The organism is Microbacterium sp. cf332 (assembly GCF_900102175.1).
Taxonomy (GTDB): Bacteria; Actinomycetota; Actinomycetes; order Actinomycetales; family Microbacteriaceae; genus Microbacterium.
Genome location: NZ_FNKN01000001.1, coordinates 1079190 through 1098146 on the forward strand (window position 1 = coordinate 1079190; position 18957 = coordinate 1098146).

Here is an 18957-nt window from a genome sequence, read left to right on the forward strand (position 1 = left end):
TGGGAGTGAGGGCGGACGGGGTTAGGGTCGAAGGCGTGTCCCCCGAACTCGCCGCTCGCATCGTCGCGGACTCCCGCGACCGCGTCGCGTGGATCCGGGCGCGATCGCGCGGCATCACCGCAACGGATGTCGCCACCCTGACGAGCCCGAAGGCGATCGCCCGTGCGGCCGATTCGAAGCTCATGGGCTCCGGCTTCTCGGGCAACGCCTACACCGATCACGGCCGCCGCCGCGAGCCGGAGATCGCCGCGTGGGTGGCCGCGACCCACGGCATCCAGCCGTCGTCGGCGCTGTTCCACGCCGTCGTCGAGAAGCGTCACCTCGCGACCCCCGACGGTGTCATGGTCGACGCGGACGGACGCGTGACCCTCGCCGAGATCAAGACCACCAACAAGAGCTGGCGTTCCATCCCCCGCACCTACCTGCGCCAGGTGTGGTGGCAGCAGCACGTACTGGGGGCCGAGCGCACCCTCGTCGTCTGGGAGCAGCACGACGGATTCGTCCCCATCGGCGACGAGCCCCGTTGCGCCTGGGTGGAGCGCGACGAGCGCGAGATCCGGCTGCTGGTAAACCTCGCGACAGAGTTGATCGACGAGCTCTACCGCCGCACGATGCAGCGCCGAGCAGCCGAGGCTCCGCGCGTGCCCGTCGCGGCACCCCGCGAGCCCTTCCGCGCGCTCGCTCTCGCCGACTGACGTCGACCGCTCGGCATACCCGGCCGACCTCCGGAGCTCGCGAGCGCTACCGCAGCGGGGTGACGACCTTCTCCTCCGAGTCCCACAGGCGCAGGCCCGCCAGCTCACCCTCGACCGGCTCTGGCTCCAGAAGCTCGAGCGCTTGCCCCACCTGCGCGGGCGTCATTCGCCGCGCGAGCGTGATGTGCGGGGTCCAGCGATCCGGCGCCGTCACGGCGTAGTGCTCGGGCGGTTCCCCGACCAGCTCGACGACGTCGGCGTGGAAACGCAGCAGCTCGGCGGTCACGACGAGCGGGCGGGCGAGCACGAATCTGTCTCGCGCGGGAAAGAGGACGAGCCCGCCGAGGCGGCACACGAGCGGCATCGCCGCCGCGATCGGGGCCAGGGCGGATGCCGCGTCAGCCGACAGCTCGTCGCGCACGGCGACGGTGACGTGGGGGCGGTTCGACTCGGACGGATGACGTCCGGCGCTGGGCAGGCCGGCATCGACGAGCCGCTGCCAGTCGCCGCGCACGGCGGCGTCGACGCGACCATCCGGGATCATCTCGACGCTGAACACTCCCCCATCCTCCCCGATTCGACCGACCCCGGGAATAGTTGACGCAACTCAACGATTGGACATATAGTTGACCAATCTCAACGGTTGACTTTCATCAACCACTTACGCCCTCATCGGCTATCGAAGAACCCGTCCCACGACGATCCCGTGCCAGCGCCGCCGCGTCCGTCCGATTCTCCAGGAGGACTCATGTCCGCTTCCCCGTCCGTTCCCCACGAAGGGAAGAGCATGTCGCGCCGCGCCGTGCTCGAAGCCCTGTCGGGGCTGCTGCTCGGCATGTTCGTGTCGATGCTCGCCTCGACCGTCGTCTCGACCTCGCTGCCGGTGATCATCCACGACCTCGAAGGCACGCAGACCGCGTTCACCTGGGTCGTCACTGCGACGCTGCTGACCACGGCGATCTCGACCCCCATCTGGGGCAAGCTCGCCGACCTCACCAACCGCAAGGTCCTGTACCAGCTCGCAATCGTCATCTTCGTGCTGGCCACCGCGGCCGCCGGTTTCTCGCAGAGCCCCGAGATGCTCATCGCGTTCCGAGCCGTCCAGGGTATCGGCGCGGGCGGACTCGCCGCGCTCAGCCAGGTGCTCATGGCCGACATCATCAGCCCGCGCGAGCGCGGTCGCTACATGGGCCTGTTCGGGGCCGTGATGGCCGTCGCGACGATCGGCGGACCGCTCCTCGGCGGTGTCATCACCGACGCATGGGGCTGGCGCTGGAACTTCTTCGTCTCGCTGCCCGTCGCGGTGGCCGCGCTGCTGATCGTCCAGCGGACGCTGCACATCGCGCCGCGGGAGCGCAAGCAGACGAGCATCGACTACCTCGGCATCGTCCTGCTGTCGACGTCGGTGTCGCTGCTGCTGATCTGGGTCACGCTCGCCGGCGACTCGTTCGAGTGGATGAGCGTCGAGACGCTCCTCATGGTCGGCGGCGCCGTCCTCGCGGCGATTCTGTTCGTCGTCACCGAGCTGAAGGTGCGCGAGCCCCTCGTCCCGCTCACGCTGTTCCGCAACCTCACCTTCACCCTCTCGGTGATCGCGTCGATCGCGACGGGCATCGCGATGTTCGGCGCCTCGGTGTTCCTCAGTCAGTACATGCAGCTCGCCCGCGGCGCCACGCCCACCGAGGCCGGCGTCATGACGATCCCGATGATCGGCGGTCTGCTGGTCGCCTCCATCGGCGTCGGCGCGCTCATCACGCGCACCGGTAAGTGGAAGCCGTTCCTCATCGTCGGAGCCGCGCTCCTCATCGCCGGATCGACCATGCTGTCGACGATCCACTACGACACCGACTTCACGCTCGTCTCGCTCTACATGGCGATGCTCGGCGCCGGCGTCGGGATGACGATGCAGAACCTCGTGCTCGTCGTGCAGAACACCACGAGCCCGACCGAGATCGGCGTCGCCAGCTCGGGTGTGACGTTCTTCCGCAGCCTCGGCGGCACGATCGGCGTCTCGGTGATGGGGGCGGCGCTCGCCTCGCAGGTGACCACCCTCGTCGGAGAGCGCCGGGACGACATCCAGGGCGCGCTCATGTCGCTCGGAGATCAGGCGCAGACCTGGGCCACCCAGCTGCAGTCGGGGACGCTCCCCCAGGTGTCCGCGATGCCCGAGGCGCTGCGGGTCGTGTTCGAGGACATCTACGCGACCGGCATCTCGCACTCGTTCCTCATCGCCGTGCCGTTCGCGGTGCTGAGCCTCATTGCGATCGTCTTCCTGCCGAACAAGCCGCTCACCACGATGACGACGACCGAGCGCCTGCAGGCCGGCGAGGCCGACCTCGCGACCGTCTCGGTGCCCGAGGGCATGGGCGTGCTGACCGCCACCGGTTCGGTGGGCACCATCCCGGATGCCGCCGGAGACGACCGCGCCGGCACCGGATCGCGCCGGTCGGCTCGATAAGGTGATCGGGATGTCCGCAGCACGAGTGTCCGACGAGTCCCGGGGGCAGACCGCCCCCGGGACCGCGGGCCCCGCCGCGTCGCCGTCCGCCCAAGTGAGGGCGGCGGCCGTGCGGGCTCTCGAGCTCGAGTTCGGCGAGCTGTTCACGCACGTCCGTCGTCTCTTCGCCGAGAACGCCGACCGGCTGAGCCCCGGCATGCTGCCCGGCGCGTACAAGGTGTTCACGACGATCGCCCGACGCGGTGAGATCACCCTGTCGGCCCTCGCGGAGACGCTCCACTCCGACAAGGGACAGATCAGCCGGACGGTCCGCGAGCTCGAGGAGCTGCGGCTGGTGCAGCGCACCCCCGACCCCGCCGACGGTCGGTCGAGCCTCCTCTCGGCAACGCCCGACGGCATGCGCCGGCTCGACGCGGTCCGCGCCCCGCGCGAGAACTCCCTCATCACGGCGCTCGAATCATGGCACGTCGACGACATCCGCGAACTGACCCGATTGCTGCACGCCCTCTCCGCGTCCGAGACGCCGGAGTGATCGACGTCCGGCTCCGACCGGACGCGACGAGCTTCTCCCCTCGGTGACCGCTCCGTAACACGGGCGAGACAATGTCACGGTTGACTGAGGTCCACCGAGCATCACCGTTGCCGACGTCGGCGACGCGAGGAAGGAGCGACGGATGAGATTCCGGCCGCTGCGCACAGCAACAGCCTCCCACCCGGCCGCCGCGGTCGAGGCGCCGCCCGAGACGATGCGAGCCGTCGTCTTCGACGGGCCGGGCGGTCCCGAAACGCTTCGCATCGCCGAGATCCCAGTGCCCTCTCCCGCCCTGAGCGAGGTGCTCGTGCGGATCGTCGCCGCCGGCGTCAACCCCATCGACGTCAAGACCCGCTCCGGCGGCGGCGTGTCGGGACTGATCGACCGGTGGCCGAGCACGCTCGGGTTCGACTTCAGCGGCGTCGTGGTGGCCAGCCCGTACGAGACGCACGAGCTCCAGCCCGGCGCCGAGGTGTTCGGGATGCTGCCGTTCCCGCGGTCGGGCGGCAGCTACGCGGAGTACGCCGTCGTGCCCTCGCTGTCGGTCGCCCGCAAGCCCGCGAGCCTCTCGCACGTCGAGGCCGCGGGCGTGCCCCTCGCCGCACTGACCGCGTGGGGACTCGTCGTCGAGACGGCTCACGCCCACGAGGGCCAGCGGATGCTCATCCACGCGGGCTCGGGCGGTGTGGGCCATTTCGCGGTGCAGCTCGCCGCGTACTTCGGAGCACAGGTCACCGCGACCGGTTCCGAGCGGAACCTGCCGTGGCTGCGGGAGTTGGGCGCCTCCGTCGTCGTCGACTATGCGACGACGCGGTTCGAGGACGTGGTCAGCGAGATGGATGTCGTGATCGATCTGGTCGGCAACGTCCACGACGACACCGGATCGCGCTCGCTCGAGGTGCTGCGACCGGGAGGCCTCTACGTGATGGTGCCGACCGGCGGGTGGCCGGGCTACGCCGAGGCCGCTGCCGCGGCGGGCGTGCGGGCGACGGGGTACAAGGTCATCCCGGACGGCAGCGTCCTGGCGACACTCGGGCGCTTGCTCGACTCCGGCGCGATCCAGGTGTTCGTCGAGGGCGTGCACGACCTCGCCGACGTCGCCGCGGCGCACGTCGAGGTCGAACGGGGTCACGCGCGCGGCAAGGTCGTGCTCACGATCGCCGAGAGCTGAGTCCCTCCCCCGCCGGTCGGCGGGATCTCGCCGAGGACGCTCCCTCGCGCCCACCGCGCACCATTGCAGGGACGCTCTCGCGATGAGGGTGCGCTCTCGGCGAACCGATCTCGGGCAGACCGGGCTCAGGTCGCGGGCTCGAGCACGCGTCGAGCCTCGAGGACCACCTCGTCGGCGACGGCGTCGAGCAGCGGTGAGGCGAGGTTCCACTGCTGCCAGTACAGCGGCACGACGATGTCCTCTCCGCCGAGCCGCACCAGTTCGCCCCGCTCCACGTGCGCGCGCGACTGAAGCGTCGGCAGCAGCGCCCACCCCAGGCCGAGCAGCACCGCGGTCGCGAAGTCCTGCGAGGCCGGGACGCGGTGCCGCGGCGGTGTGTGGGCGTCCACCCCTGCGCCGCGCAGCCACCGCGTCTGCAGCTCGTCGCGGCGATCGAAGTCCACGACCGGTGCCGACGCGAGCCCGTCGGCGTCGGGCCCCCAACCGGCGTCCGCGCCCGCACTCGCGGGGAACCAACGGTCCACGAACGCCGGCGTCGCCACGGCCTCGTACCGCAGGGCGCCGAGGGCGCTCACCCGGCATCCGGCCACCGCGATCCGCCGCGACGTGACCGCCCCCGTGACCGTGCCCGACTCGAGCAGCCCAGCGGTGAAGTCCTGATCGTCGCGATGGAGGTCGAACACGACGCCGTGCGTGGCGGCGACCCGCGCGAGGGGAGGCAGGAACCACGTGGCGAGCGAGTCCGCGTTGACGGCGAGGGGCACGCTCGTGACCACATCGTCGAGACCGGCGAAGGCGTCGCGCTCGAGCAGCGCGAGCTGCCGCGCATACCGGACGAAGCGATGCGCCGCCTCGGTCGCGCGGGCGGGCTTCGAACGCACGAGCAGCACCTGACCCGCGACGCGCTCGAGGGCCCGGATGCGCTGACTCACGGCGGAGGGCGTGATGTGCAGACGACGTGCGGCGGCGTCGAGACTGCCCTCATCGAGGATCACAGCAAGCGTCTCGACGAGTTCGGACGGAACGCGCATCTTCAGCTGTGCTTCATCACATGCAGATTCATGAACTGGACTGTAGCGCAACGCGTCCGTACGTTCGACTCGTGCTCACAGCGTCTCTCGCCGGCTTCGGTCTCGGGCTGTCCCTCATCGTCGCCATCGGCGCGCAGAACCTCTTCGTGCTGCGCCAGGGCGTGCGGCGCGAGCACGTGCTGCTGGTCGCGACGATCTGCGCGGCCTCGGATGCGGTACTCATCGTCGCCGGGGTCACCGGTCTCGGGCTCGTGCTCGAGACCGTCCCGTGGCTCGTGCCGGTCGTGCGGTGGGCGGGGGCGGCGTTCCTGCTGACCTACGGCCTCCTCGCGGCGCGGCGTGCCTGGCGCCCGAGCGGTGCCTCGCTCGACGCGGGCGCGGCCGGTGGGCGTCCCGTCGCCCGGCGGCGCACCGCCGTCGTCCTCACCTGCCTCGCGCTGACCTGGCTCAATCCCCACGTCTATCTCGACACCGTCTTCCTCCTCGGGAGCATCGCCGCGACCCACGGCGGCGAGCGCGGCTGGTTCGCCGTCGGGGCGGTCACGGCCAGCGTCCTGTGGTTCTTCGGCCTCGCGTACGGCGCACGGATGCTCGGCCGGGTGCTGGCGACGCCGCGCGCGTGGCGGGTGCTCGACGCGTTCGTCGCCCTCGTCATGATCGCGCTCGCGATGAGCTTGGTGTGGCCCTGATCCAGCGCACCGGTACGTCACGAGGTGCGGCAGGATGAGGTCATGCGCAGCGTTCACGTCGACGTCGAGGGCCGGGTCCAGGGCGTCGGATACCGGTACAGCCTGCGTCTCGAAGCCGAACGCCGTGGCGTCGCAGGATGGGTGCGCAATCGGTCGGATGGAACGGTCGAGGCCGTCGTCGAGGGACCGGATGATGCTGTCGACGACGTCCTCGCCTGGCTGGCGAACGGTCCCCCGGGCGCCCGCGTCGATCGCACCCGCGTGACGGATGCTCCGGTCTCCGGCACAACCGGCTTCGAGGTGCGCGACACCCGCTGAGACCGCGGGGATCGCGCTCGTGCGGCCGGCTCCGGCCTCGACGAGACCGGTCCGGCTGCGCGACGGGTCAGCGCGCGGGAACCCCGCTCGCCAGCTCGCGGAGCACCTCTGCCGCATCCTCGCGCGTGGCCAACGCCGCAGCCTGGCCGGCCCACAATGACGACAGTTCCGGGTCTCCGCCGGCCGCGGTCCGGAAGACCGCGGTGAGCCAGTTCTGCGCCGGGAACGGAGCGATCACCCCGGCGGCCTCGATGTCGTGCACAGCACGGTTCGGGATGCCGCGGGCGAGGCGGCCGCTCATGGCGCGGGTGAGGACGGTCGTCGTGTCGTCAGCGGCCGCGATGGCCGCTCGGTGGCCGTCGGAGGCGGCCGACTGCCGGGTGCGGAGAAACGCCGTGCCCACCTGCACGCCCGCAGCCCCGAGGGCGAAGGCGGCTGCGACACCGCGACGATCCGCGATGCCCCCGGCAGCGACGACGGGGATGTCGACGGCATCCACCACCTGCGGGACGAGCGCCAGGGTGCCGACGAGCGACCGCTCGGGGGCGGCGAGGAACGAAACGCGGTGCCCGGCCGCCTCCGCGCCGCTCGCGACGACGAGATCGACTCCCCCGGCCTCGAGGGCGCGGGCCTCGGCGACCGACGTGGCCGTACCGATGACTCGGATACCGCGCCGGTGGGCCTCGGCGACAGTGTCGGCGCTCGGCACGCCGTACACGACGCTGAGCGCCGCGGGGGCGGCATCCCAGATGGCGTCGAGCTGTTCCGCGAGCGGCGGCAGGAAGCGTTCCGGAGGCTCCGGAGCGGCGGCACCCGCAGCCTCGTAGAGCGGGCGCAGCGCGTCGCGCGCGGGCGCGAAACGGACGGTCTCGGGCCCGACCTCGTCGCCGAGGGGAAGCCAGAGGTTCAGTGAGAAGGGGCGAGACGTGCATTCACGCATCTGGGCCGCGGTCTCGGCGATGCGCGCTGCGTCGTAGCCGTAGAGACCGTACGAGCCGAGCCCGCCACCTTCGCTGACGAGGGCGGTCAGCTCGATCGACGACAGCCCGCCGAAAGGTCCGAGGATCACCGGAAGGTCGATTCCGAGGAGGTCCGTCAGAGCTGCGGTCATGATCCGACGGTACCGCGACGACCGTCCCGGCGTGTGGGCCGGGAGACGACGAACGGGGCCTCGCCCGAAGGCGAGACCCCGTTCGATCGAACTGCGATCAGACGAGCGCGTTGACGTCCAGCGGGATGCCGGGGCCGAACGTGGTCGACACGGCGCCCTTCTGGATGTAGCGGCCCTTGGCGCTCGAGGGCTTCAGACGGACGATCTCCTCGACCGCCGTGTTGAAGTTCTCTTCGAGCTGCTCGGCCGAGAACGACGCCTTGCCGACGACGAAGTGCACGTTGGCGTGCTTGTCGACGCGGAACTCGATCTTTCCGCCCTTGATCTCCTCGACGGCCTTGGCCGGGTTGGGGGTCACGGTGCCGGTCTTGGGGTTGGGCATGAGGCCTCGGGGACCGAGGACCTTACCCAGGCGGCCGACCTGGCCCATGAGCTCGGGCGTCGAGACGGCCGAGTCGAAAGCGGTCCAGCCGCCGGCGACCTTCTCGATGAGCTCGGCGCCGCCGACCTCGTCAGCACCCGCCGCGATCGCGGCCTCAGCGGCCGGGCCGGTCGCGAACACGATGACGCGCGCGGTCTTGCCGGTGCCGTGGGGCAGGATGACCGTGCCGCGGACCATCTGGTCCGCCTTGCGCGGGTCGACGGCGAGCTTCAGCGCGACCTCGACGGTCGAGTCGAACTTCTTCGACCCGGTGTCCTTCGCGAGAGCGACTGCCTCGGTGGAGCTGTAGAACTTGTCGCGGTCGATCTTCGCCGCGGCTGCTTCGTAAACCTTGGACTTAGCCATTGTGTTCTCCCCCTCAGCTCTCGACCGTGATGCCCATGGAACGGGCGGTGCCGGCGATGATCAGCGAGGCGGCCTCGATGTCATTGGCGTTCAGGTCGGGCATCTTGGCCTCGGCGATCTCGCGGACCTGGTCCTTCGTGAGCTTCGCGACCTTGGTCGTGTGCGGCGTCGGCGAGCCCTTGGCGACGCCGGCGGCCTTCTTGATGAGCTCCGCCGCGGGCGGGGTCTTCAGGATGAAAGTGAAGCTGCGGTCCTCGTAGACGGTGATCTCGACGGGGATGACGTTGCCGCGCTGCGACTCGGTCGCGGCGTTGTACGCCTTGCAGAACTCCATGATGTTGACGCCATGCTGACCGAGCGCGGGGCCGATCGGCGGCGCCGGGTTGGCGGCTCCTGCCTTGATCTGGAGCTTGATCAGGCCGGTCACCTTCTTCTTCGGTGCCATTCGTTTTCCTTTCCTCGAGCGGATGCCGGTGGCATCCCTCTCCCGCACACCCGGCATCTCCGAGCGGCGGTCGTGTCGCGCGGACGCGAAAGCGCCCGCAAACTCCCCAAGACTACCGCATGTCGGGCGTTCCCGGGCGCTGCGGCGACGGGCAGGACGACGAAGCGCCCCGGCCGCCAGAAGGCGGAGGGGCGCTCGTCGACGCGACGTCGCGTTACTGCTTGGTGACCTGGTCGAACGAGAGCTCGACGGGGGTCTCTCGTTCGAACAGCGACACGAGCACCGTGAGCTTGCCGCTCTCGGGCTTGATCTCGCTGATCGAACCGGGAAGACCGGCGAACGAGCCTTCCTTGATCGTGATCGTCTCGCCGATCTCGAAGTCGACCTCGGTGACGACGCTGCGGGTGGGGGCGGCGACGCCCTTCGCGGCGCCGGCCTTGGCAGGCGCAGCCTCCTTGACCTCGACGAGCGACTTCAGCATGTTGAAGGCCTCGTCGAAACGCAGCGGAGTCGGGTTGTGAGCGTTGCCCACGAAGCCCGTGACGCCCGGGGTGTGACGGACGACCGACCAGGTGTCTTCGGTGAGCTCCATGCGAACGAGCACGTAGCCGGGGATCCGGACGCGCGTGACCATCTTGCGCTGGCCGTTCTTGATCTCGACGACGTCCTCCATGGGGACCTCGACCTGATAGATGTCCTCCTCGACCTCGAGCGTCGACTTGCGCTGCTCGATGTTGGCCTTCACCTTGCGCTCGAAGCCGGCGTACGAGTGGATGACGTACCACTTGCCCGGCAACATGCGCAGTTCGGTGCGGAACGACTCGTAGGGGTCTTCGTCGTCACCGACGGAGATCTCGATGCCGGCAGCCGCCTCGAACTCCGTCAGGTAGTCGACGGTCTCGTCCGAGACCTCGGCGTCGGGCTCGGGGCCGTCGTAAGGCTCGACCTCGTCGGCGGCGTCGGCGGCCTGCTCGGCGAGCTCCTCCTCGAGGGAGTCGGTCAGCACCTCTGCAGCGGCCTCGGCCTCGGCGGTCTCGTCGATCTCGAGCGCGTCGTTCACGACGGCGTCGGCCTCGGGGTCGTCGATCTCAACGCCGTCGAGGTCGGTGTCGTCCTCGTCAGCCTCGTCGTCGACGACGTGGACGGCCGCGTGCTCGGCGGAGTCGGAGGCGCGCTCCTGGTCGGCGAGCACGTTGCCCTCCTGGGCTTCGTCGTCCTCGCTGGACTGCTCGGCGGCCGTGGCCCAATCGACGTCGTCGGGGATGCGTTCTGACACTGCGTTCTCTTCCATCGAATATCGGGGTGCCTGCGCAGCAGGCACTCGCGGGTCGTGCGGGAGGGGCCCGTCGATCAGCTCGGGACGCCGAAGACGACGGTCGTCACCCACGAGAACAGGACGTTCAGGCCGTAGACGAGCGCCATCATCACGACGACGAATCCGAGGACCACTGCCGTGAACTTCACGAGCTCCTGGCGGGTCGGCGTGACGACCTTGCGGAGCTCGGCGAAGACCTGGCGGATGAAGATGATGATCCGCGCGAAGATGTTGGGCTTCTTCTCACGGGGCGCGCCACCTGCGGCGACGACTTCGCCACCCTCTTGGACCATCGAACCCACCTGATACCTTCCGTGTGCCGGCTGACGCCGACGCGCAGGGCGGACAGGAATCGAACCTGCAACCTGCGGTTTTGGAGACCGCTGCTCTGCCAATTGAGCTACCGCCCTAGAGATCCACTGGATCCCGGGGTCTGCGTCTGCGTTCTGACGCCGCTCATCACGTCGAGGACGCTTGGGCATGGCGAAAGAATGCAGATTTCGACTGCTTCTCCCAGTGTACGTCATGACCGCGACCGTCGCGAACGTCGGCACGACCGCCGCGCCGCCTCCTCCCCCCGGCGTCACGGTTGCGCTTCTATCCACGTACGAACGGGGATTCGAATGCGATGTCGGAGCGGGCGGCCATAGTGGGAACATGCAGACGAACGACGATTGCAGCTCCGGCGGCTCTATCGGGTCGTCTTCGTCGCCGCACGCAGACGCGTTCTCGGCGTACGACGGGGCGCTCGCCCTCCGCCATGCCGGCGAGGTCGCGCATGTGCGTGCGCTGGCGGAGCTGGGCCGGTCGGCGTTGCGCGAGGCGCGGCAGGGCGGGGTGCGCGGGATGGCGTCCGACATGGAGCTGCGGTCGGTCGCGGCCGAGGCCGCGGGGATGGCGCGGTCCACGGACCGGCGGGTGCAGCGTGAGATCGATCACGCGATGACGGTGGTCGATGACTACCCGGCGGTGTTCGCCGCGTGGGTGGAGCGGCGCATCGAGCGCGGGCACGTGGACGCCGTCGTCCGGGTCGGGGCGGGTGTGCCGCTCGAGCTCCGCGGGGAGTTCGAGCGGGCCGCGATCACGGCGTGCGAGCGGGACGTGCCCTCACGGGTGCAGGGCGCGTTGGAAGTACTCGCGGCGCAGGTGCATCCGCAGTCGTTCACGGAACGACACCGGGCCGCGGCGGCCGAGCGGTGCGTGCGGGTCTTCCCCGGACCGGACGGGATGTCAAACCTCGTGGCGACGCTGCCGACGGTGATCGCTGCGGGGATGTTCGACCGGCTCACCCAGATGGGACAGGCGCTCAAGGACGCCGGGGCGGATGCCGGCGCTGCGGCCGTGGATGATGGCGCTGCGGCGGTGGATGATGGCGCTGCGGCGGCGGATGCGGCGGCGGAGCCCGATCTGCGGACGATGGATCAGCGCCGCGCCGACATCCTCGGCGACCTCGTCCTCGCCGGCGCGCCCGTCGTCGACCCCACCACCGGCATCGACCGGTCCGGCGGGCTCGGCGCGATCCGCGCGCGGGTCCAGGTCGCGATCACCGCGGAATCACTCACCGGCTCGGACCAGCACCCGGCCGAGGTCGTCGGGGCGGGGCTGATCGACGCCGACACCGCCCGCCGCCTCGCCGGACAGACCCGCGAGTGGGACCGGCTGTTCGTCGACCCGATCACCCGCACCCCTGTCGAGGTCGACACCTACCGGCCGACGGCGGCGATGGCGAAGCTGCTGAGAGCCCGGGACCAGCACTGCCGGTTCCCCGGATGCCGCCTCGCCGCGATCCGCTGCGAGATAGACCACACCCGCGACTACGCCCTCGGCGGGCACACCCACCTCGGCAACCTCGCGCATCTCTGCCAGCGACACCACTCCATGAAGCAGTTCACCAGCTGGCAGGTTCGACAGGTCGGCGGGGGCGTTCTGGAGTGGACCTCACCACGGGGCCGGATCTACCGCGAAGACGTCCCGATACCGGCCGTCTGCTTCACCCCCAGCACAGCCGATCCCCCACCCGGTCCTCGGCGAAGTGTCCACGACCAAAAGACCGGGGATCCGCCACCCTTCTGATCGCCGCCCTTCTGAGCACCACGCGCCGACAGCTCGACGCGCGGGCCGTCGATCTGTCGGGGCGCGTCGTATCTGGACGGCGCCCAGAAAATACGTTTCACCAGGAACTGTTACGCTCCCTGAGGCACCGACCACGCCGCCGGTGACGAACACCCGAGAACGAAATCAGGCGGATGGACAGCGGACGATCACAGCAGTTCCAGGTCGACCTTCGCGGCATCGTCGACCTCCTGAGCAGGCACATCTATTCCGGCCCCCGCGTGTTCCTGCGCGAGCTGATGCAGAACGCCTGCGACGCGATCACGGCGCGCGCCGAACTCGACGCGGATGCCTCCCCCTCCGGCCTCGGGCGCGAGTCGAGCGGCATCCGCATCACCCCGCTCAGCGATCGCAGCGACGAGTTCGTCGTGCGAGACGACGGCATCGGCCTCACCGAGAGCGAGGTCACCGAGCTGCTGGCCACGGTCGGCCGCAGCTCCAAGCGCGACATCTTCGATCTGCCGCGCAGCGATTTCCTCGGTCAGTTCGGAATCGGGCTGCTGGCGTGCTTCATGGTCGCCGAGACCATCGTCATCCGATCCCGCAGCGCCCGCGGCGGCGACGCCGTCGAATGGCGGGGGAACGCCGACGGCACGTTCACGGTCACGACGGTCGCGGACGACCTCCCGGTCGGCACGAGCGTGCATCTGCGGCCGCGTCCCGGTCATCGCGAACTCCTCAGCACCGCGGCGACCGTCGAACTCGCCGAGACCTTCGGAGAGTTCCTCCCCATCCCGGTGCGCGTCGACCTGCCCGCCGGAGGTGAACGGCTCACGACGCGCACACCCGCCTTCCGGGCTGGAGCGGGCGAGGTCGACGAGGCCGCCCGATGGGCGTACGGCCGAGACCTGCTCGGACAGGAACCGTTCGACGTGATCCCGCTCCGCGTACCCGGCACCGATACCGTCGGCACGGCCTACGTCTTGCCCTTCGCACCCCCGCCGGGCGCCCGACAGGCGACCCGCGTGTATCTCGGTCGCATGCTGCTCAGCGAGAACGCCGACGACATCCTTCCCCCGTGGGCGTTCTTCGTCCGCGCCGTGATCGACTCGACCGCGCTCAGGCCGACCGCCAGCCGCGAGAGCCTCGTCGAGGACGACGCGCTCGAGCACACCCGCGAACAGCTCGGAGCCGCGATCCGCCGCTGGGTGCTCGACCTCGGCCTCACCGAACCCCAGAGACTCGCACAGTTCGTCGCCATCCACGAGGTCGCGCTCAAATCACTCGTCCGCCACGACGACGAGCTCGCGGCGTTTATCGTGCGGTGGCTGAGCGTCGAGACCACGCACGGCCGGATGCGCGTCGGCGACCTGGTCGGCCGTCACTCCCGCATCCGCTATGTCGAGACCGTCGACGAGTACCGGCAGGTCGCGGGGATCGCCGACCCCCGTGAGCCCCTCGTCAACGGCGGCTATCTGTATGACGCGGAGCTCGTGCGTCTGTTCCCGCTCGTCTTCGACGGCGTCGCGGTCGAACACGTCGACGTCCTCGACGAGCTCGACCGGCTCGACCCGCCGCCGCTCGACGACCGGGAGCGGGTGCTCGGGCTCGAGGCGCGCGCGACGGCGGCACTCGCCACGGTGGGATGCACCGTCGTGGTCCGCTCGATCGACACCGACGAGATCCCCGCGGTCTACCTCGCCGGCGCGGATGCGCTGCGCGCGATCGACCGCAGCCGTGCCCGTTCGGTCGGGAGCCCGCTGTGGGGCAGCGTGATGGACCGCATCGACGCCACCGCCCAGCGGCTGCGCCCCGGCGCCGCGGACGAGGCCGCGACGACCGGCGTGCGGCTCTGCTTGAACTGGAAGAGCCCGGTCACCCGTTCCCTGCTCGGAGTCCCGGGCGACGACGCGTTCGCCCGCACGGTGCACCTGCTCTACGTGCAAGCCCTCCTCGCGGCGCAGCGGCCGCTGAGCGGCGACGACCGCGTGCTCATGACGAACGCTCTCCGTGCGCTCGTCGAGCTCTCCGCGCGTCCGTCCTCCTGACCGGGTCGCTCTTCGCGACATCCCCTCCGCTCGCGCACCTCGCGCCTCACGAAAGGACAGCATGAGCAGCGACCGCATCCTCGACCTGTTCGAGCAGATCGACCGCACCCCCGTCGGCCCGGAGGAGCGCGCCCTCATCGACGAGGCGATCTCGCTCGCCGTCGAAGCCGGAGACGAGCCCCTCGAATACCGGGCGCGGATGCGGTTGACCTCGTCGGCGTGCATGACGGGCGACACCGAGACGATGCTCACCTCTTTCGCCTGGTGCCTCGGGAAGCACGACGGTGATCGTGGCCGCTTCCCCGCCGACCTCGGCGACGAGACGGCCGATCTCATGTGGCAGTTCAAGTGGATGGCCGACAGCCTGGCGAGCTCGCCGGCGTTCGATCGCGAGCAGATCGCTGCGGTGCTCGACGACATGGAGTCGCACTATCGCGCGGCCGGGCTGGGGCAGAGCGGAGTGCTGATGGCCCGCTTCGAGACGGCCTGGATGGCCGGCCGCCTCGAGGAGGCGGAACGACTGCGCGCACAGCTGGAGACGACCCCCCGCGACAGCCACAGCCACTGCGAGGCCTGCGTCCGCAGCGTCGTCGCCGGCTTCCTGATCGACACCGATCGCGAGGGCGAGGCGATCCGCCTGGTCGAGGAGCTCGTCGAGGGCGAGCTCTCGTGCGGCGAAGAGCCCGAGCACGCCCTCGCCCGCTCGCTCGTGCCGTACCTGCACACCGGCGAGTTCGAGAAGGCCCGCCTCGCGCACCTGCGCAGCTACCGTCTCGCGAAGGACAACGCCGACAACCTCGCGATCGTCGCCGACAACATCGTCTTCTGCGCGATCACCGGCAACGAAGCGCGGGCGCTGTCGCTGGTCGAACGCCACCTCGACTGGCTGGCGCACGACTCCCTCGGGGTCGACGGCCACCTCTCCGCCCTCGCCGCGTTCGCGGTCGCGCTCGAGGCCGTCAGCGCCGCCGGTCACGCCGGCACCGTCGTCCGCGGAGCCGACTCCGATCGGCTGCGCGGCTTCTTCGGCGTGCACGACGGGCCCTGGCACGCCGCCGAGCTCGCCGCGGTGATGCGCGCCGAGGCCGAGCGGATCGCGAGCGCCTTCGACCGCCGCGACGGCACCGACGGTCACCGACGGCGACTCGATCGCGCCTGGGCCGTCGGACGCGAGCGGTACGCGCTGCCTCTGTCCGCAGAGCCGCTGCTGCCGCGTGCGGCTCCGATCGCGGTACGGTCTTCGGCTGAGACGGTCCAGCGCGCCATCGATCTCGGCGACTACGGTGCCGTCGAGGCCCTCGCCGCCGCCGAGGCGGCCATCCCCGAGGCGTCCGGGGCTCAGCGGCCGCAGCTCGAATCCATCCGCCGCAGCGCGCTGCTCGCTCGCGACGACATCGACGGTGCCCTCGCGGCGCACGAGGCCCGGATCGCGGCGCTCCATGCCGATGGCCGGGACGACGAGGCGGACGTCGAGCGGCGCGCCGGGCTCGCACTGGCCGGCCGTACGACCCCCGAAGACGTCGACACCCTGCGTGCGCTGTCGGCCGACGCCGAGAGCCTGCCGCCGCGCTCGCGTGTCGCCGTCGCGGTCGTGCTCGCGGTGGCGACGGCAGAGGCCGACGCCGAGGGTGCGCGCGCGCTGCTCGACGACGCCGCCGACCGAGCCGCCGCTCTCGCCGACGACGGCCTGCGGCACACCGTGGCGCTCGCCCGCGCGTCGTTCCTCGGCGCCGTCGGCGAGCTCGACGCGTGCACCGCGACGATCGCGGCCGCGCTCGACGACCGGGATCTCGGCGCGGGGATGCGCGCTCGGCTCCTCGGGCTGCGCGCTCGCACCCGCGGCGGTCAGGAGCGCTTCGCCGAGGGCGCAGCCGACGCCGACGAGCTCTGCCGCATCCTCGTCGAGCTCGATGCTCGCAGCGTGTTGGCGGGAGCGTACGTCCTGGCCGCCGCCCTCACCGAAGACGCCGGAGCGCCGGCGGAGGCCGTCGCGCGCTACCGTTTCGCCGAGAGCGCCGCAAGCGAAGCCGGAGACCCCGCGACCGGGGTGCGGTACCGGCTCGCGCGGGCGCTCCTCGCCTCGGGTTCGGCCGACGAGGCCGCCGAGCTGCTGGTGACCGTATACACCGACGAGACCGACCGCGACGAACCCGCCGCCTCACGCGCTCAGACGCTCATGCTGCTCGCCCGCGCGTTCGAGGACGCCGGCGAGCCCGGGCGCGCCGTCGGGGCCTGGGAGTTCGCGGCCGAGCTCTTCGACGAGGGCGGGGCGCCGGCCGGCCGAGCCAACGCGCTTCTGTCGCACGGGCGCCTGCTGCACCGGTTCGGCGAGCTCGACGACGCGCTCGGCTCGCTCGAGACCGCCGTCGCCATCGCGCGGTCCGACCCCGACCAGGCCGCGCTGCTCGCCGAGGCGCGCCACTCCGAGGGCCAGGTGCGTGCGGCGCGGGGCGAGGAGGACGCTATCGCCGCCCTCGACGAGGCGCGTGAGATCGCGGATGCCCTGGGCGCCCCCTGGCTCGTCGCCGACATCACCGATTCGCGGGCCCGCGCGCTCGTCATGCTCGGCCGTCCCGACGAGTCCGTGGCGACCGCGCTGCAAGCCGCCGACGCCTTCGCCGAGATCGGCGACGGCGGATCCGCGGGTGCCGCCGAACTGTTCGCCGCCCGCGTGCTCACGCAGAACGCCCGCCCCGCCGACGCGGTGCCGCTGTACCGGTCGGTCATCGAGCGAGCGGCGGCGATACCGCCGCTCCTGCAGGTGGCTGCAGGCGAGCTCGGCGACGTGTACGACGCGCTGGGCCGCCCCGCCGAGGCCGCCGAGGTACGCGCCCTGCTCGAAGCCTGATGACCCGCCTGACCACACGCCTGACACCGAGGGGTGCACCGATCAGCTCGATGCGCCCCTCGTGCCTCTGCGAGCCGGATCAGGGTCCGGTGCGGATGAGCTTCTTGTTGACGAACTCGTCGGCTGCCAGCAGGCCGAGCTCGCGCGACGTGCCACTGCGCTTGACCCCGCCGAACGGCAGGCCCGCCTCGTCGGCGAGCACGAGGTTGATGTAGACCATGCCCGCGTCGATCGCGTCCGCGACGCGCGCCGCCTGATCCGCATCCGTCGTGAACACGTACGAACCGAGGCCGAACGGGGTGTCGTTCGCCAGCTCGACCGCCTCGGCCTCGTCGGCGACGCGGTAGACGACGCCCACCGGACCGAAGAACTCCTCGCGGTAGGCGTCCATGTCGGGCGTGACGCCCGTCAGGACCGTTCCGGGATAGAAGGCTCCGTCGCGGCTACCGCCCGTGACCAGGGTCGCCCCTTGCGCGACCGCGCGGTCGACCTGCTCGGCGAGACGCTCCGCAGCGGTCAGCGACGACAGCGGGCCGAGCACCGTGTCGTCCGCGAACGGATCGCCGACCTTCGCGCCGGCGAGTGCATCCGCGAACCTCTCGACGAAGGCGTCGTAGAGCCCGTCGATCACGATGAAGCGCTTCGCCCCGTTGCAGGACTGGCCGACGTTGTCGAGCCGCGCTTCGGCCGCCGCCGAGACCGCGGCATCCAGATCGTCGGTCGACAGCAGGATGAACGGATCGGATCCGCCGAGCTCGAGGGCCACCTTCTTCAGGTTGCGCCCGGCGATCTCGGCGACCGCGGCCCCGGCACGCTCCGAGCCCGTCACCGACACGCCCTGCACGCGCCGGTCGGCGATCACGTCGGCGGCCTGATCGTTGCTCAGGTAGAGGTTGGTGTACACGCCGGCCGGGAAGCCCGCGTCGCGGTAGATGTCGTCGATCGCCGCGGCCGACTCGGGGCACTGCGGGGCGTGCTTGAGCACGATCGTGTTGCCGACCGCGATGTTCGGGGCCGCGAAACGGGCGACCTGGTAGTAGGGGAAGTTCCACGGCATGATGCCCAGCAGCACGCCGAGCGGACTGCGCCGGATCACGGCGGTGCCGTCGCCCTCGATCGGGATGGGGCTGTCGCCCGTGATCTCGTCGATGTGATCGGCGTAGTACGCGGTGATGTCGGCGGCGAAGTCGACCTCGCCCTCGGCCGCGGCGAGCGGTTTGCCCATCTCGCGAACGATGATGGCGGCGAGGTCGTCGCGGCGCTCGCGGTGCAGTTCGGCGACGCGCCGCAGACGCGCGGCGCGCTCGGCGGGCGCGACCACGCGCGTCCACGTGCGGTAGGCCTCGTCGGCGGCGGCGAGAGCGTGCTCGACGTCGGCGTCGGTGGCGGGGTCGTACGTCGCCAGGGTCTCGCCGGTGGCGGGGTTGGTCACGGCATACGTGCTCATCGGTTCTCCT

General features: G+C 70.8%; 17 protein-coding genes and 1 tRNA gene. 9 read left to right on the plus strand and 9 right to left on the minus strand.

Features of this window, described 5'->3' with window-relative positions; all coding sequences use genetic code 11:
- The first annotated feature begins 35 nt into the window (after window positions 1-35).
- Window positions 36-695, plus strand: coding sequence for a YqaJ viral recombinase family protein (locus BLT21_RS05155; RefSeq protein WP_091500070.1), 660 nt, complete (start codon window positions 36-38; stop codon window positions 693-695).
- A 46-nt stretch (window positions 696-741) separates the two neighbouring features.
- Here BLT21_RS05155 and BLT21_RS05160 read toward each other — a convergent pair whose 3' ends face one another.
- Entirely contained in the window at window positions 742-1254 is a 513-nt protein-coding gene (locus BLT21_RS05160) for a 2'-5' RNA ligase family protein (protein ID WP_091500072.1), read from the minus strand.
- A 228-nt stretch (window positions 1255-1482) separates the two neighbouring features.
- On the opposite strand from BLT21_RS05160, the gene BLT21_RS05165 reads away from it, so the two are divergent.
- The 3 genes from BLT21_RS05165 to BLT21_RS05175 all read left to right on the plus strand — a co-directional run bounded on the left by BLT21_RS05165 (window position 1483) and on the right by BLT21_RS05175 (window position 4856).
- Window positions 1483-3153: an MDR family MFS transporter gene (locus BLT21_RS05165; protein ID WP_091500075.1), complete on the plus strand. Its 1671-nt coding sequence runs from the start codon at window positions 1483-1485 to the stop codon at window positions 3151-3153.
- 10 nt (window positions 3154-3163) lie between these two features.
- Window positions 3164-3685, plus strand: coding sequence for a MarR family winged helix-turn-helix transcriptional regulator (locus tag BLT21_RS05170; protein ID WP_091500702.1), 522 nt, complete (start codon window positions 3164-3166; stop codon window positions 3683-3685).
- Window positions 3686-3827: 142 nt separating this feature from the next.
- On the plus strand, window positions 3828-4856 hold the full coding sequence (locus BLT21_RS05175; RefSeq protein ID WP_091500077.1) for an NADP-dependent oxidoreductase: 1029 nt from the start codon (window positions 3828-3830) through the stop codon (window positions 4854-4856).
- Window positions 4857-4981: 125 nt separating this feature from the next.
- Here the strand turns inward: BLT21_RS05175 and BLT21_RS05180 are convergent, their stop codons facing one another.
- Window positions 4982-5887, minus strand: coding sequence for a LysR family transcriptional regulator ArgP (locus BLT21_RS05180; RefSeq protein WP_091500079.1), 906 nt, complete (start codon window positions 5885-5887; stop codon window positions 4982-4984).
- A 71-nt stretch (window positions 5888-5958) separates the two neighbouring features.
- Here BLT21_RS05180 and BLT21_RS05185 point away from each other — a divergent pair, with 71 nt between their 5' ends.
- Both BLT21_RS05185 and BLT21_RS05190 read left to right on the plus strand, forming a co-directional pair.
- A complete protein-coding gene (locus tag BLT21_RS05185; RefSeq protein WP_256335920.1) occupies window positions 5959-6576 on the plus strand; it encodes a LysE/ArgO family amino acid transporter in 618 nt (205 codons plus the stop codon).
- A gap of 42 nt (window positions 6577-6618) precedes the next feature.
- Window positions 6619-6894 (plus strand): acylphosphatase, encoded by a 276-nt coding sequence (locus BLT21_RS05190; RefSeq protein WP_091500083.1) that lies wholly within the window; start codon window positions 6619-6621, stop codon window positions 6892-6894.
- A gap of 67 nt (window positions 6895-6961) precedes the next feature.
- Here the strand turns inward: BLT21_RS05190 and BLT21_RS05195 are convergent, their stop codons facing one another.
- The 6 genes from BLT21_RS05195 to BLT21_RS05220 all read right to left on the minus strand — a co-directional run bounded on the left by BLT21_RS05195 (window position 6962) and on the right by BLT21_RS05220 (window position 10962).
- Window positions 6962-8005 carry an NAD(P)H-dependent flavin oxidoreductase gene (locus BLT21_RS05195; protein ID WP_091500085.1) on the minus strand — a complete coding sequence of 348 codons (1044 nt, stop codon included), beginning with the start codon at window positions 8003-8005 and terminating at the stop codon, window positions 6962-6964.
- A 97-nt stretch (window positions 8006-8102) separates the two neighbouring features.
- Entirely contained in the window at window positions 8103-8792 is a 690-nt protein-coding gene (rplA, locus tag BLT21_RS05200; protein WP_091500088.1) for a 50S ribosomal protein L1, read from the minus strand.
- A 13-nt stretch (window positions 8793-8805) separates the two neighbouring features.
- Window positions 8806-9237 carry a 50S ribosomal protein L11 gene (gene rplK, locus BLT21_RS05205; RefSeq protein ID WP_091500090.1) on the minus strand — a complete coding sequence of 144 codons (432 nt, stop codon included), beginning with the start codon at window positions 9235-9237 and terminating at the stop codon, window positions 8806-8808.
- Window positions 9238-9451: 214 nt separating this feature from the next.
- Entirely contained in the window at window positions 9452-10513 is a 1062-nt protein-coding gene (nusG, locus tag BLT21_RS05210; RefSeq protein ID WP_176786814.1) for a transcription termination/antitermination protein NusG, read from the minus strand.
- Window positions 10514-10587: 74 nt separating this feature from the next.
- Entirely contained in the window at window positions 10588-10845 is a 258-nt protein-coding gene (secE, locus tag BLT21_RS05215; RefSeq protein ID WP_091500094.1) for a preprotein translocase subunit SecE, read from the minus strand.
- Window positions 10846-10889: 44 nt separating this feature from the next.
- A tRNA-Trp gene (locus tag BLT21_RS05220) sits at window positions 10890-10962 on the minus strand.
- A 247-nt stretch (window positions 10963-11209) separates the two neighbouring features.
- Between BLT21_RS05220 and BLT21_RS05225 the strand changes: the two genes are divergently transcribed.
- The 3 genes from BLT21_RS05225 (at window position 11210) to BLT21_RS05235 (ending at window position 17500) form a co-directional block, all read left to right on the plus strand.
- Window positions 11210-12625 carry an HNH endonuclease signature motif containing protein gene (locus BLT21_RS05225; RefSeq protein ID WP_091500097.1) on the plus strand — a complete coding sequence of 472 codons (1416 nt, stop codon included), beginning with the start codon at window positions 11210-11212 and terminating at the stop codon, window positions 12623-12625.
- Between the two features lie 173 nt (window positions 12626-12798).
- Window positions 12799-14652 carry an HSP90 family protein gene (locus tag BLT21_RS05230; RefSeq protein ID WP_091500100.1) on the plus strand — a complete coding sequence of 618 codons (1854 nt, stop codon included), beginning with the start codon at window positions 12799-12801 and terminating at the stop codon, window positions 14650-14652.
- A 61-nt stretch (window positions 14653-14713) separates the two neighbouring features.
- Window positions 14714-17500, plus strand: coding sequence for a hypothetical protein (locus BLT21_RS05235; RefSeq protein WP_091500102.1), 2787 nt, complete (start codon window positions 14714-14716; stop codon window positions 17498-17500).
- A 79-nt stretch (window positions 17501-17579) separates the two neighbouring features.
- Here BLT21_RS05235 and BLT21_RS05240 read toward each other — a convergent pair whose 3' ends face one another.
- The gene (locus BLT21_RS05240; protein WP_091500104.1) at window positions 17580-18947 is read right to left on the minus strand and encodes an NAD-dependent succinate-semialdehyde dehydrogenase; all 1368 of its coding nucleotides are present in this window, start codon (window positions 18945-18947) and stop codon (window positions 17580-17582) included.
- Window positions 18948-18957: the final 10 nt, after the last annotated feature.